This is a genomic window from Leptolyngbya sp. UWPOB_LEPTO1 (assembly GCF_017302695.1).
GTDB classification, from domain to species: domain Bacteria; phylum Cyanobacteriota; class Cyanobacteriia; order Leptolyngbyales; family Leptolyngbyaceae; genus Leptolyngbya; species Leptolyngbya boryana.
The window spans coordinates 305,400-318,767 of sequence record NZ_JAFLCJ010000004.1 but is presented as its reverse complement, the minus strand read 5'-3'; the positions used below and the strand labels follow the sequence as shown (position 1 = coordinate 318,767).

At 47.1% G+C, this 13,368-nt stretch carries 14 protein-coding genes; 9 read left to right on the top strand and 5 right to left on the bottom strand.

Going from position 1 to position 13,368, the window contains the following annotated elements:
* Window positions 1-35: 35 nt before the first annotated feature.
* Window positions 36-974, bottom strand: a complete 939-nt coding sequence (locus J0L70_RS09015) for a hypothetical protein (protein WP_287454131.1) — start codon at window positions 972-974, stop codon at window positions 36-38.
* 318 nt (window positions 975-1,292) lie between these two features.
* Window positions 1,293-2,687, bottom strand: coding sequence for a sensor histidine kinase (locus J0L70_RS09010; RefSeq protein ID WP_017290053.1), 1,395 nt, complete (start codon window positions 2,685-2,687; stop codon window positions 1,293-1,295).
* Between the two features lie 190 nt (window positions 2,688-2,877).
* Between J0L70_RS09010 and J0L70_RS09005 the strand changes: the two genes are divergently transcribed.
* Window positions 2,878-3,660 (top strand): DUF1350 family protein, encoded by a 783-nt coding sequence (locus tag J0L70_RS09005; protein WP_190653076.1) that lies wholly within the window; start codon window positions 2,878-2,880, stop codon window positions 3,658-3,660.
* 23 nt (window positions 3,661-3,683) lie between these two features.
* Here J0L70_RS09005 and J0L70_RS09000 read toward each other — a convergent pair whose 3' ends face one another.
* Entirely contained in the window at window positions 3,684-4,817 is a 1,134-nt protein-coding gene (locus J0L70_RS09000) for a fatty acid desaturase (RefSeq protein ID WP_287454130.1), read from the bottom strand.
* Window positions 4,805-4,936: a hypothetical protein gene (locus tag J0L70_RS08995; protein WP_268181085.1), complete on the bottom strand. Its 132-nt coding sequence runs from the start codon at window positions 4,934-4,936 to the stop codon at window positions 4,805-4,807. The genes J0L70_RS09000 and J0L70_RS08995 overlap by 13 nt, the downstream gene beginning before the upstream one ends.
* A 408-nt stretch (window positions 4,937-5,344) precedes the next feature.
* Between J0L70_RS08995 and J0L70_RS08990 the strand changes: the two genes are divergently transcribed.
* The 4 genes from J0L70_RS08990 (at window position 5,345) to J0L70_RS08975 (ending at window position 9,258) form a co-directional block, all read left to right on the top strand.
* Entirely contained in the window at window positions 5,345-7,090 is a 1,746-nt protein-coding gene (locus J0L70_RS08990; protein WP_287454129.1) for a hypothetical protein, read from the top strand.
* A 139-nt stretch (window positions 7,091-7,229) separates the two neighbouring features.
* Window positions 7,230-8,036, top strand: coding sequence for a potassium channel family protein (locus J0L70_RS08985; protein ID WP_017290048.1), 807 nt, complete (start codon window positions 7,230-7,232; stop codon window positions 8,034-8,036).
* Window positions 8,037-8,379: 343 nt separating this feature from the next.
* Window positions 8,380-8,607: a hypothetical protein gene (locus J0L70_RS08980; protein ID WP_190653079.1), complete on the top strand. Its 228-nt coding sequence runs from the start codon at window positions 8,380-8,382 to the stop codon at window positions 8,605-8,607.
* A gap of 201 nt (window positions 8,608-8,808) precedes the next feature.
* Window positions 8,809-9,258, top strand: coding sequence for a pyridoxamine 5'-phosphate oxidase family protein (locus tag J0L70_RS08975; protein WP_017290045.1), 450 nt, complete (start codon window positions 8,809-8,811; stop codon window positions 9,256-9,258).
* Window positions 9,259-9,431: 173 nt separating this feature from the next.
* On the opposite strand, the gene J0L70_RS08970 is transcribed toward J0L70_RS08975, so the two are convergent.
* Complete coding sequence (locus tag J0L70_RS08970; RefSeq protein WP_017290044.1) at window positions 9,432-9,938, bottom strand: universal stress protein; 507 nt, start codon at window positions 9,936-9,938, stop codon at window positions 9,432-9,434.
* Between the two features lie 210 nt (window positions 9,939-10,148).
* On the opposite strand from J0L70_RS08970, the gene J0L70_RS08965 reads away from it, so the two are divergent.
* From J0L70_RS08965 to J0L70_RS08950, 4 genes are all read left to right on the top strand, one after another.
* Window positions 10,149-11,138: a zinc-dependent alcohol dehydrogenase family protein gene (locus tag J0L70_RS08965; protein ID WP_287454128.1), complete on the top strand. Its 990-nt coding sequence runs from the start codon at window positions 10,149-10,151 to the stop codon at window positions 11,136-11,138.
* A gap of 415 nt (window positions 11,139-11,553) precedes the next feature.
* Complete coding sequence (locus J0L70_RS08960) at window positions 11,554-12,072, top strand: universal stress protein (protein ID WP_287454127.1); 519 nt, start codon at window positions 11,554-11,556, stop codon at window positions 12,070-12,072.
* A gap of 20 nt (window positions 12,073-12,092) precedes the next feature.
* The gene (locus J0L70_RS08955) at window positions 12,093-12,644 is read left to right on the top strand and encodes a hypothetical protein (protein WP_287454126.1); all 552 of its coding nucleotides are present in this window, start codon (window positions 12,093-12,095) and stop codon (window positions 12,642-12,644) included.
* A 165-nt stretch (window positions 12,645-12,809) separates the two neighbouring features.
* Complete coding sequence (locus J0L70_RS08950; protein WP_190653084.1) at window positions 12,810-13,367, top strand: hypothetical protein; 558 nt, start codon at window positions 12,810-12,812, stop codon at window positions 13,365-13,367.
* Window position 13,368: the final 1 nt, after the last annotated feature.

The window sequence follows — 13,368 nt, the reverse complement described above, 5'->3', positions numbered from 1 at the left end:
TCTCATTAAAAATGGATTAAGCGAGCGAGAAAGATTTAGTGCTTGCCGAGAATGCTGCCGTTGAGACTAAGCGTGTAGGTGAGTGATTTCTGGTTGTTTGTCACAGTGACTTTCCAGCCATTCATCGATTTTGTGGGCAGGCAGGGTGTGTTTGGGGGATCGGTCGGAGAGCGGAAACAGTTGAAAGTAGGAGCAACTTGCGTGATTTTGAGGCTTGCAATGGGTCGCTGCAAGTCTTTCTGAGCAGTGCTGAACACTTTGCGAGCGATCGCTGTGGGTAATTCATCGGTGCGAGTAGGCAAACCTGCGATCGCTTCAGTCCTGCGAAATTTTGTATTATTGCTAATGCGATAAATTTGCTGTTGATTTTTTTGACCTGTGACGGTCACGCGATATCCTTTGAGATCTTGACGCACACAGGTTTCTGCTAAATCTCCTAGACCGAGGCCGCTATCTGAAAAAGTTTGGAGATCAATGTTTGTAATCAACACGACAGAGGGTGAAAGTTGAAAGTGATTGCCTGCAATGCGCTTGATCTCATCCCGCACGTTAGCGGGTAAGCGTTGTTCAACTCCTGACGTGCGTTCGATGAGTTGCAGATCTTGTGCAGTTTCGCCCCGAAACACCCATCGAGCGTTTTGTCGTAGCATCGTGATTTTCCAGCCTTGGTGTAAGACTGGATCACAGGCAAAGGGAGCCGAAACATTTTCACAACCACTTGTCCAAGTCACTTTCTCTGAAAGAATTTGAGGTAGGTGTTTTGCTGGATAGTCCCACTGCGCGATCGCGCTGTTTAAGGCTGTAGTCCTCATCTCAGCAGGAGCAATTTCTTGAGCCGGTTTTCCAACGGGATGGGTGGGTTGTCCATTTCGAGACATTAAGACTCTGAACCTACCTTCTTGAGTTGTGAGATAAACGAGCGTTTGACGCTGATCTGCGATCGTCACCTTCCAATAGGGCACAGGATTGTACATCCAGATTTCTCGTCCGACTCGCTCAATCCTGGCTTTTGCAGTTTGATCGAGTTTCTCTTTCGCGATCGCATCTTGGCGAACTTGTTCGGCGATCGTCTTCGGGTCGGGTGAATTGAATTATGAATCGATGATGGGTGCTGATGCCACTGTGGAGTGCATCGCAACGCCAGAACTCGTCAGCATGAGACACCCAAGCAGCGTTGAATTGACAAGATGTTGCAGCATAAGCATTGAGAAGCGTAAGATATCGCTTAGCTTAGTCACTCAACGCTGCTGTTCAGAACGAGATTACCAATTTTGAAACGCAAACGGGTTGAGTTAAACGATCATTCCAGACGCATTTTTGCTCGGTTCTAGCGGGAGAAAGAGCGTGTAAATTTCGCCTTGTTCGGGTCGTTCTCGAACGATCAGCTTTCCGCCTAATGCCTGAAAAATATTCTTAGTTACATTGAGATTGAGACTGAGACTTCCGGTTTCAGGTTGAAAGACAAGCACTTGACCGAGAGATTTGAGCAGTGGCATCTGGTGCGTGTCATGGGGGAGATCATCTTTTTGCGCCTGAAGTTGAAGTTTGAGTTGATGTCCTGCGAGCGAAACTTCGACTTGAATTGAACTGCCTGCGGGCAGACTACGTGCCGATCGCTCAATCAGACTCGATAATGCTTGATCGAGCATCGTCGGATCGCTCATGACCGATGGAATGTGCTGCGGCAAGATGACATCCAGTGTGAGGTTGCGCTGGTTTGCCTGTTTTTGCCAGCGTGGAATGCTCTGCTCTAAGACTTCTTCGAGAGAAGTTGTGGCGAGCGAGGAGACTTTTGTAGCTGAGGTTTCAAGCTCGACGGCGCGAAAGATTAAGCCAAAGCGATCAATCTGTTCACTGCATTCGCGATCGATCATTTCAAGCCGTTTGACGGCATCCGCTGGCAGATCGCGGCGTTTGAGCAGGAGGCGAGTTAGCGTCCGGATTGTTGTCAGAGGCGTGCGGACTTCATGCGCGATCGCTTGCAGCAGTTCTACATCCGCGCTTTTTAGGACATCAGCAGTCGGCGTTTGTAAGGGTCTAGGATCGCGAATGGTACGTTTCTCAGATTCAGCGATCGGGTCAGGCAGATGACTGAGCAGCGCATGGCTGAATTGAGTAATCAGTTTGTAGTTAGGTGCGATCGGGGGGAAGGTTGCGTAAAGACGATCGAGCTTTTGCAAATGTCCAGGATTCATCAAGACAACACGCAGGCGCAGAACTTGCCAAGCTTTAGTGATCTCTTCGGGGTCGAATGAGAAGAAAAAGGCAGGATTTTTGGCACGGTCTTCGCCGAGCACCATGAGAAGACTGAATTTTGAGGTCAGGGCAAGGCAGAAGGCTTCGGCGGCAAGTGCATCGCCGGGAAAAAGACCGAGGGTATTGGTTTCACACTCTGAAGTTTCACCGTTTGCAGAGGGAAGCTGGAAGGAAAACCCTGAAAATAGAGCGTTCGGGGTGAAGGAGTAGGTGGTGATATTGGGAAAGCTTTCTGGCTGGCTGAGAATCGGTAGAGGGGCGGAGAAGAGTACGCCTTCAGTAGATGAGAGAAGGGATTCTAGAGCCGCGATCGCGCTAAACCATTCGCGCTCTGCTTTGATTTGTCGCAGGGCTGCACTGGGAGGGTGAGACGATTCTGGAACTTCACGAGACAGAAGTTCGCTTAACGTTGGGAAGATCCACTCAGACATATCACGACTGTTGACGGCGACTTATTTAGAGAGTATCGGTTTTTCGGACTTAGGGTAGATCGTAGAACCGAACCTAAATGGACGCAATTGCCGCTGAGGAAGTGGGAAGACTCCTTTATTCCTCGCTCCCTCCTCTCTACGAATCCAATAGAATTGACTTATAGATACCCTTCGCGCGTGCAGATTGCTCATGGATTGGCAGGAAATTTCGGGGAATTGGGTTTTGATTCCGGATCGTCCGATCGCGATCGTTCATTTTTTAGGTGGGGCGTTTGTGGCGACGGCTCCGCAGTTAACGTATCGGCGATTGTTAGAGTTTTTAGGCGAGCAGGGATACTTGGTCGTGGCAACTCCGTTTGTGAATACGTTTGATCATACGGAAATTGCCAAGTCAGTTTTAGTCAGTTTTGAACGGGCAATGGAAAATGTGCGATCGCGTGTCTCAGTGCGATATTTACCCATTTATGGGATTGGGCACAGTATGGGGTGCAAGTTGCATCTGTTGATTGGCAGTCTGTTTGCGGTAGAACGAGCAGGGAATGTGCTGATTTCGTTTAATAACTATGCGGCACGGGATGCGGTGCCTTTGGTTGAGCAGTTTTCACAGTTTTTCAAGCCGCAAGGAGTAGCCGTCGAGTTTACTCCGTCACCTGTCGAGACGAATGTACTGATTCGCGATCGCTACGCAGTTCGACGAAATTTGTTGATTAAGTTTGCGGATGATTCGATCGATCAATCGTTGGGGTTGGCGCAGTTGTTAGAAGAGAGTTTTCCAGGCATGATTGCGACACGGCGGTTGAAAGGGACGCATGTGACTCCCCTTGGTCCGGATGTCAAGTGGCAGGTTGGGGGATCATTCACGCCGATTGATGCGATCGGGCAGTGGATGAGACAAGAGGTATATCGAGAGTTACGACAGTTAGAGCAGGTGGTTTTACAGTGGCTTGATCCCGTCGGCAGAATTAGAAGATAGAGTGTGAGGAGTGAGACGTGGAACTAAGACTTGAGTTGAGATGGGATGCCCGTCTGGACTAAGCGGATTGCCTGAGATTGGCGGAAAGATGCGATCGAGACTAAAGAGTTTGAGTCGGGATCCCAGAGAATGAACTTTGCACAGGTAAACATCCTATCGATGGTTAGCGTTTTGACCTTGGAGAGCAGATGGATGTTTTGATTGTGGCAGGCTTCTAAATGGTAGTTTGGGATCCGCTCGGAAAGATGATGGATGTTGTGGTAACCAATATTGGCTGTGAACCATTTGAGAATGGGGTGAAGTTGTAAGTAGCTACTGCCTTCGATCGCTCCAGTAATATAGTTCCAGCCTTCTGTTGTATGCGCATAGGAGCCTTCAAAGATGTGCTGCATGAAGAAAATCCAGATGAAAATCATCGCCGATAAGGTGAGAACACTGGAGTAGATACTAAAAAAGAAGCTTGCTCCGAGTAGAGAGCTAAGAATGATCCAACTGCTGATCACACAAACATTGTTCAGCAAGAGATCCCAAAATTCGGTAGATGACTTCCAATGCTTTGATTGATGAGTTGAGAGAATCTCTGATAGATGGATGCGCGGATTTGTGCTTAAGCAGGTAGCAGCATGGACAATAAAGCCGTAGATTCCGGCGATTAGGGATAGGCGAGGTTGGAGAGCCAGGTAGAAGAAACCGCCGGGCAAAGCCATGAGGGGATGGCGAAGAATTTCGTAAGTCTTTTGCTGTGATGGCGTGAGTTGGGCGAATTCGGTGGTAGAGAGGAAGTCTGCTACGCCACGATAGCGTTCCCAATCGCCATTGGTTTTGTGATGGTAGGCATGATCTCTTGACCAGGCATATTGCGGGATCGCATTGATGATCCCCAGCAGGAATCCGACAATGCGGTTGATTTGTTTCGATCGAAACAGTGAGTAATGTCCGCAGTCGTGCATCAAAGAGAAGCAGCGCAGCGAAAATAGCGTCATCAGGACGATGAGTGGTGGAAGAAGCCAGACGGAAATGGCGGCGGCTTTGACCGTGAGAAACCACAGCAGGCAATAAGGAACAACGGTGTTGAGAATCTGGAAGGTTGCTCGCCAGTCGTTGCTTTTCATGTACGGGGTCAGCACAAATTCAGACTTTTCGATCACGGTTTCCATTCGGCACAATACTCTTGTAAAGATAAGCAGATCGTCTTTGCCACGATCGCAGAGGCTAGACAATGCGATCGCGCAAGCTCAAGACTAGAAAAATTCGTCAATTGAGACTGAATCGACACGATTCACTCACGATTCAATCTGTGTATATGTCCAAAGCATTGTAATGCCAATAATTGACCAATATTGAGATATCTCCCTATAGATTTAATCTAATTTTGTTGTAGAGGAAATTTTGAAATATGCAAGCGTCCAGGGTTTAAGAGGTACTAGAGCTGAAGACTGCTCGATTGACTTTCTGTTCCAATTAGCGTTGAAGAAGAGAGACGATTGCAACTCAGTTGCCGTAATTGAGAGGAGTGAAGCTGTTGTCCAACCTGGACGTGATGGGCTTTCTTGTTTTGTCAGAACGCTTTGTTGCTTCCGATGTCGCAATTCTGGGCGATTTGATAGCCTAACTTTTTAGACGTTGAGATAGGCTGCATTGTCTTGAATTGTCCGAATCATTTCAGAATCAGAAGTAACTCAACATGGAAAAGCTCACGATCTCGAATCTAAATGGTTATTATTTGCCGATCGCGCCTTGGACGGGACGACTAATTTTGCCGCAAGCTCAGCAACGGCGGCAGGATGGAGGCGTGTTGATTGAAATTCAAAATGCGCCAGCGAGCCATGCTCACCTGAAAGGTCAGCAAGTTTGGTTGACGTGGCATCGAGATTCGATTCATCAGCCTTGGCTCGCGAAAGCAACGCGTGATCTGCGATTTGATCAAATTACGCGCGATAGTCAGGCGAAAGGTAATCTTCATCCGGTTCGATTAGATGGATGGCAGCAGGTTAGTCCTTTGGAGTCGCTGGCTGGAGCGAGGACAGAAGATGAGATGCAGGTAGAACTAGATGTCGTTTCTGTCGATCGAGAAGCAGAAAGTTGGATTATTCGGATTAATGATGAACCGATTCAGATTGAGGGGATCGCACGCGGGTTTGTGCAGTTTGTTGCGCCTGTGGGTGGGAAAGACTATCGGGTGCGACATTACGATCGTACGAGTCGTCGGTTTGAAGGTGCGGAAGAGATTGTGAGTTTGCCTGCATCCGGGACTCTGAATCCGAAGTTTAATTTGGAGCAAAGCTCGATCGTGAATATTGAGAAGTTGCCTCTGAATGCAAATGGCTGGTACATCTATGGTGCAAGAGGTCGTGATGGAAAGTTTATGGTGCAGGCATTGGAACCTGCTGAGATTCTGCGATTGCCACCAGAGCAGATGGTGATTGGACGGGAGGAAACACAGAACTATGTCGATCGAGACAAGTGGAAGCAGATGCCACTACATCAAGTGAATTCGACGCTAGTAGACAATAATGGACAGGTCGTTCCACCGACTCAGAGAACAGTGAGTTTACTTGAGCGGCGAACGAGAGAGTTATGGCAGCGTGGGGATGAAGCTTTGGTGCTGCATACGTTTGGGTGGCGAGGAGGGGCGCGGGCGAATAAGATACCGATCGTGACAGGGCACTTCTCGTTTGGGTTTGCGAAGCTGCTGCCGGATGAGTTTACTGGGGCGTTGCGGTTTCGGTTAATTTATCGACAGGTTTATGCACATAGTCCATTGTCGATCGTGTCTGGAGCACAGAGTTGGCATTGTTATATGGGCAGTTTGCAGCGGGGTTGGATGTATACGATTCCGGTGTCGGATGTGTTGGTGAGAATGCCGGAATTGGTTGCGTACAAGATGGGAAGTTACACGTTTAATCCGTTGAATTTGATTAAGCGAGAGTTAGCTTATATGGAGACAAGATATCGATCGGGAGATGGGAACGGAGCTTCGGTTGTGACTCCCTCAACTTCTTGTGTGCGAGATTCTAATCAGGCGTTGTTTGGTGCAATTCGCAAGTTTCGCGATCAAGTGGTCAATGATCCGGCGGTAAGTGCTTGGCTCGTTGCCAATCCGAATGACTATCATGCGCGGCGGTTTGCAGGGTTGCGATCGCTCTTAGAACGGGTTGAAAACAATGTGCTATTTCCAATGGGATATGTGCCTCGGAGTTGGCGGGGTGAGAATGATCGAGTGGCAGTGCAAGATCGCGATCGCTTTAATGGGTTGGGGAATGTATTGGAAGCGTTGAGGACTTGGCGGACGATGTTACCTCGCAGGGCTGAGCGATCGTTGTTAGCGGTGTTTCGAGAGCATGGGGCAACGATGATTGATTATCAGTCAGCAATGCTAGGAGGAGAAGTACCGGGGATTGTGCCATTGCCGCCGGGAGTTATTTTGTAGAAAGTTTGGGTGTTCTTGTGGTTTGGCATGTTACTGCCTACGCCAGATGAAAGACCTGTTATTGCAACATAGAGTAGTAAGCCTCTCTCATCAGTGAGAGCAAAGTTGCAAGCAGCGTACCAGTAACATTGGCAGTCGTATGAATCATCATCAACACTCCCTCTCTCAAGCCCGGAACGAGATTTTACAACAACTCGAAGAATGGCTCGACATTCCAATGTTAGTCCTGAGCTTTGTTTGGCTAGCCTTGTTTGTTGTAGAACTTATTGTGGGACTGAATCCATTTCTAGATGTCGCGGGGACTACGATTTGGTTGCTCTTTATCTTCAATTTTCTATTAGAGTTTGCGATCGCACCGTATAAGCGCGTCTATCTTCGACAGAATTGGTTAACCGTCTGCTCACTCGCATTGCCAGCGCTACGAATTTTGCGAGTCTTTCGAGTAGTACGAGCAGCGCGGGGAATCCGATTGCTAGGCATTATGACACGCACTAATCGCGGCATGAAATCACTGAGTACTAGCTTTCAACGACGCGGATTTGGTTATGTTATTGCTTCAACCGCGATCGTAATCTTAGTAGGTGCTGCGGGAATGTACGCATTTGAGCGAGAAGTGCCAAATGGATTACAGAATTACGGAACTGCCTTATGGTGGACGGCAATGCTCTTAACGACCATGGGATCAGATTACTTTCCGCGATCGCCAGAAGGACGAATTCTGTGCTTTGTCCTAGCAGTCTATGGTTTTGCAGTGTTTGGATATGTCACAGCTACGATCGCAACTTTTTTTGTCGATCGAGATGCTGAAGATGATGCCGCCGAGATTGCCGGGACAAAATCAATTCAAGCTTTACACGTGGAGATTGCAGCGCTACGAACCGAGATCCAATCCTTAGCGAGTCATTTAACTGCACCATCTGCACCATCAGAATCAGAAAACCTTTAGATGCTTGCAATGCAGATAAATTGAGCAATCCATCTCACTCGGGCTTGGCAAGAAGTCAGCAAAACTGGATGTCGAGGGTTCAAAAAATGAGGAACTTGTGCAAACGATTTATTATTCATCCTCACGAGTTCCTCAACTTGCTGGATTAAAGTGAACTCTGTAGAAGCTCGATGAAAAGAAGTGTTTCGAGGAATCTGATCTGTGCTTGAAGAAGTTCAAAAATCGTGACAATTTGTCGTTTTGTTGGCTCCCCTCACTCAAGCTGTGACTTCTGCCTCGATCCCGATTGGTGTCTTATTTTTCTCGATTCGTTAAACTAGAACAAGAAGGGGCTGTATATACAATGACTCATTTTTACCCTACTATCCAAGCAGAAGCTCGATTTGTATCGCAACTTCCTACCCCGGTTGATTCTACCGCAGTTGCAGGGAGCTTTTTCTTAGTATTTTTCATATTTTTCTTAATTGCGAGTGTTGTACATCGTCGGGATCAGCGTGAAGTAGAACAGCTAGAAGCCGATCGAGAATTTCTAGAACGTATTTGGCAGATCAACTCTAACCTAGAGCGCTAACAGCTAGGTCAGGCAAAATGGGGGAAACAAGCGACCCAATCGACAAAATTTCGAGGATGAAAAAATGCTTGCACCGCCCAAGCCATAGCATCTTCACAAGTTCCTCAAGTTTGCCATCTAGTCTGAATAGTGTGCGCAAATTCTAAAAGGAGCGCCTCAAGCTTCAGACGGAGCTTTGTTGATTACACGAGGATAATTACGATGATAGATATTGATGAAATGAATTCAAAAGACATTTTTGAACTTTTAGAAAAAGTCGGATATGGTCATTTAGGCTGTATTCATGAAGGAAGACCCTACGTTCTTCCGATGCAGTATTATCTCAAAGACTCAGCGATTTACCTGTTTACAACCGAAGGTATGAAGACGCATGATCTAGATGCAAATCCTGCGCTATGTTTGCAGGTTGAAGAAGTTCAGGATCTAGAACATTGGCGAAGTGCGATCGTCACAGGTGAAGCGGAGCGTCTGACAGAGCAATCCGATATCGATCAGGTTATGCATCTCGCCAAGGCACGGAATTCTAGCCTATCGCCTGCAATCAATCGCACTTGGATCGATGCTCAAGGTAGGGCTGAAGCCATTAAGGTCTATCGGGTTCAGCCGACCGAAATGACGGGACGGATGACGAGCAGAGAGGCGGATTCGTAATCCTCACCATTTTCAAATTTCTAGTGCACTTTAGTGGACTAGGATCGTATCGCCTCACCTCTCATTTGGAAAGCATTGATGGTGTAGACGGTTCAATCATGCCGTCTACACCCCAATTAAAATCTATGTTCAAAGCAGCCGAATCACGAAACTCATCCGACATTCAGGTTTTTCTACGTTGCACTCACAGCGTTCGCCATTTCTGATTGGCTTTGAGACTGAGGAACGCCTTGAATCGTCAGGACGTGACAAGGTGCATGATGCAATACATAATTACTGACACTCCCCATCCAAAACTCTTGGAGACCCCTGAATCCTCGTCGTCCGACGATAATCAGATCGGCATTCCAAGTTTTTGCAGTAGCACAAATGACCTTGCCAGGATTGCCCACATTTTGCGAGAACTCTAGAGCAACCTCTGCTGGTCTCGCCTGTTCTTCTAGTAGCTTCAATCGGTTCAACCCTGCTTGCTCGCGTTCATGCCAGTGTTTCCAATACGCTTGCATTGCCGACTCGGAGACTCCCACATATGGATCACCCGGATAACTCTCCATAAAGGGTTCGAGTACATGCAGGAGCATCAATTCTGCCTGGTTGGTCTTTGCCAATGATAAAGCCTGCTCAAAAATCGCCTGGCTGAGGTCAGAATCATCGATCGCGGCTAGAATTTTGCGAAACATAGTTTAATCTCACTTACTCGTCTTGAGTCTCAGGAATTTTCTACACTTCAAGTTATAGATAACAAAGTTGAGGAACTTGTGAGCAAGACTATTCAGAACTCTAGAATCCAAGTGTGAAGTGGTGCTCTTGCCTACTCCTTAATCGTGATCTTCTAATCTCTGTCTTCTTTGCGGTCAATCATAACTGTGAAAAAAATCTGAGGATAACCTATGCGTGCAATGGTTTTACATACGCCTAATACCTTGCTCAAGCTCACCGACTGCCCGATTCCAACCCCTAATCCTGAGCAAGTACTCATTCACGTGAATGCTTGTGGGATCTGTCGCACAGACTTGCATATTCTAGATGGAGAGCTAACGCAGCCTAAGCTACCTCTGATTCCAGGGCATCAGATTGTTGGAACGGTTGCAGCACTGGGAAGTCAGGTGACGCAGTTTCGAGTCGGCGATCGCATTGGTGTACCTTGGCTTGGTCATACCTGCAATCACTGTCGCTACTGTCAAAGCCAACGAGAAAATTTATGTGATACAGCTGAATTTACTGGCTATCAGATTGATGGTGGATATGCAGAGTACACCGTCGCAGATCACCGCTTCTGCTTTGCGATTCCTGACACTTATCCTGCTTTACAGGCGGCTCCATTGCTTTGTGCCGGATTGATTGGATATCGAGCTTATCAAATGATTAGAGATGCCCAGCGTATTGGATTCTATGGATTTGGAGCAGCGGCTCACATTTTAATTCAAGTAGCCCGCTACGAAGGTCGTCAAGTCTTCGCGTTTACCCGTAGCGGCGATGAGGCAGGTCAACAGTTCGCAAAGAAGCTAGGAGCAGTTTGGGCTGGTGCTTCTGATCAAGTTCCTCCAGAATTACTCGATGCAGCGATTATTTTTGCGCCGACTGGTTCTTTGGTTCCAGCGGCACTTCGAGCCGTTGCAAAAGGCGGAGTTGTCGTCTGTGCCGGAATTCATATGAGCGAGATTCCTGCTTTTTCTTATGACTTATTGTGGGGAGAGCGAGTCTTGCGATCGGTTGCGAATCTAACGCGCCGAGATGGAGAAGCATTTTTAGCACTGGCTCCCAAAATCCCTATCCAGACGCAAGTGCAAGCTTTTCCACTGATTCAGGCAAATGAAGCTCTACAAGCATTACGCAATGGACAAATTCACGGTGCAGCCGTTTTAGAAATCAATCCCTAAACCAGTAATCATGCAACAAAAATACAAATCCATTGCAATCCAAAGTGCTATTATATAGGTGGACTCGTAAAGAGTCTCCAACCTAAAAGCAAATAGCTCAACCATTGATAGCGAGCATTGGTGTGTTAGCTAGCCCAAAGTCAAGTTCTGACTGCGAAGGTTCAGGGGAAGTACGAGATCCGACATCCAAGGTTACGGAGGAACCTAATCTTGAATAGTTCAGTTGGTAGAGGGGATTAATCGATTGTGATTGATCCCCTCTGCGCTTTAAAACACTTTGAAACGTAATATTTCACCCTCACACCTTCTTCAACATTTCGCTGTATAACAAGAATTATAGGAGCTGAATCGACCCTTCAGAATAACTACGAATTTCAGCTTTTATCCGGCAGTACTGACAGCTAGGAGTGGACAAATGCTGAAAAAGATTTTAGTTGCTTTAGATGACTCTGCAATGAGCGCGATCGTATTAGAACAAGCGTTGGCGATCGCACGGGCGATGAATGCTCACCTGATGATTCTTCACGTTCTAGCAGTGGATGAAGCAGGGCTTCCACTAGAAAAATTCTTGAAGGCTGATCAGTCAATGAGCTTTCAAGCAGGGCAAAAGTTTCAGCAGGCGTGGCAAACCTATCAAACTGAATGGGAAACGCGATTGCAATCTTACGTACAGCAAGCAAGCGCCCTTGGTGTCCCCGCTGAAGCATCCCAAAGCTATGGCAATCCTGGGCATGTGATTTGCGATTGGGTCTGGGCATGGAAGGCTGATCTCGTTGTGATGGGGCGACAAGGACAAAGCCAACTTCCGGGTTGGATGATGGGAAGCGTCAGTGCTTATGTGACTCAACACGCCTCTTGTTCAGTCTTCTTGGTGTCTGCTGCGCAAAAACAAGAATCGACTGAGATTCGCGATCGCGCTTTGACTGAAGTTTGATTCATACGGGAATCGAGACAATGAAAGGATTCTTAAACGGTGCAGTTGCATTACTCTCCTGCATTGCTATATTTTCGATGCTTCAAATGAGTCAAGCTCGATCCCCAACTTTGGCACAACTCCGCGATGGAGACTATCAGATTTGCACTCCACCGCCGCCTAAAGGGTGGCAACAAGGCGAAGGAGTCTGTTTTGTGTTTCGGAAGCAGAACCAGCAGATTGAGGGCTATTATGGCTATCCGCACTCGGATGCGTTTGTTTGTCTGCGGGGGCAACTGAATCTTGATCGCCGCATTGTTGGACAGGGTTATCTCGTCTCCTGGGAAGGGAGCCAATGGGGAACTCCTGAAAAGAAAGCATTTTTCTGGGATGAGGAACAACAGCTTCAGCTTGCACAAGGAAGAGTAGTTCGGCATGAGCAGGATGGTCAATCTGAAGCACACTGGATTTTATTTCAGCAAGCAACCTTAAATTTTCAGTCATTTTATCTTTATCCCAAGCCTGAAATGACTGCCCCTCAGCAATTGTGCAATTGGAATTTTGAGCGATCGCCAAATTCTAGCCAATTCTAGATCAAGCTTCTGTTGATCGTTCTAAATAGAAAGTTATCTCAGAGCATTTTTGATGACAAGATTTTCTGCTTACTCACAAGATCCTCAAGTTTTGCTTCTAGCCTTAAATCGAAACAATTGAAAGTGCCGCATTAGGCAGTGCGATCGCAACATCAGGGGGATCGTATGAATGAGTCGAACCTTGTCTCAGTCTATCTTCAAGAATATAGCAAGCTCAAAGATGAGCAAGCTCAGCGTATTGGATTTCGAGATAACTTGTTGTATGTCACTCTCAGTCTGTTTGGCGTGATTATGGCATTAGCGGTCGGGGAAAGATCAACTCCCTATGCGCTGCTTGTCCTACCGTGGATCTGTCTAGTGCTAGGTTGGACTTATGTGAACAATGATCAAAAAATTTCCGCGATCGGGCACTACATTCACAACCATTTAGGTGCTCAAGTGCATCAAGTCCTTCATGATCAGTGCAGTGATCTACAGTACTCTATCTTCGGATGGGAAATTGAAAACCGTCGCGATCAGACTCGTAAGCGGAGGAAGATCGAGCAATTGATCGTGAATGAGATGGCATTTATCTGTTCAGGAGTCACTGCGTTAATTGTATTTAGCAGATTAATGCCGCAGATAGATTGGCAAGTTCGTCTATTTAGCGCGATCGAACTTGTGCTGCTTTTGATCTTAGGATTTGAAATTTGGCGACATGCAGATCTAACCAAAGGGTGCTGAT

Bases quoted from the DNA above. Each gene is read 5' to 3' on its own strand.
- J0L70_RS09015 (WP_287454131.1), bottom strand. From the start codon at position 974: ATGTACAATCCTGTGCCCTATTGGAAGGTGACGATCGCAGATCAGCGT.
- J0L70_RS09010 (WP_017290053.1), bottom strand. From the start codon at position 2,687: ATGTCTGAGTGGATCTTCCCAACGTTAAGCGAACTTCTGTCTCGTGAA.
- J0L70_RS09005 (WP_190653076.1), top strand. From the start codon at position 2,878: ATGGATTGGCAGGAAATTTCGGGGAATTGGGTTTTGATTCCGGATCGT.
- J0L70_RS09000 (WP_287454130.1), bottom strand. From the start codon at position 4,817: ATGGAAACCGTGATCGAAAAGTCTGAATTTGTGCTGACCCCGTACATG.
- J0L70_RS08990 (WP_287454129.1), top strand. From the start codon at position 5,345: ATGGAAAAGCTCACGATCTCGAATCTAAATGGTTATTATTTGCCGATC.
- J0L70_RS08985 (WP_017290048.1), top strand. From the start codon at position 7,230: ATGAATCATCATCAACACTCCCTCTCTCAAGCCCGGAACGAGATTTTA.
- J0L70_RS08980 (WP_190653079.1), top strand. From the start codon at position 8,380: ATGACTCATTTTTACCCTACTATCCAAGCAGAAGCTCGATTTGTATCG.
- J0L70_RS08975 (WP_017290045.1), top strand. From the start codon at position 8,809: ATGATAGATATTGATGAAATGAATTCAAAAGACATTTTTGAACTTTTA.
- J0L70_RS08970 (WP_017290044.1), bottom strand. From the start codon at position 9,938: ATGTTTCGCAAAATTCTAGCCGCGATCGATGATTCTGACCTCAGCCAG.
- J0L70_RS08965 (WP_287454128.1), top strand. From the start codon at position 10,149: ATGCGTGCAATGGTTTTACATACGCCTAATACCTTGCTCAAGCTCACC.
- J0L70_RS08960 (WP_287454127.1), top strand. From the start codon at position 11,554: ATGCTGAAAAAGATTTTAGTTGCTTTAGATGACTCTGCAATGAGCGCG.
- J0L70_RS08955 (WP_287454126.1), top strand. From the start codon at position 12,093: ATGAAAGGATTCTTAAACGGTGCAGTTGCATTACTCTCCTGCATTGCT.
- J0L70_RS08950 (WP_190653084.1), top strand. From the start codon at position 12,810: ATGAATGAGTCGAACCTTGTCTCAGTCTATCTTCAAGAATATAGCAAG.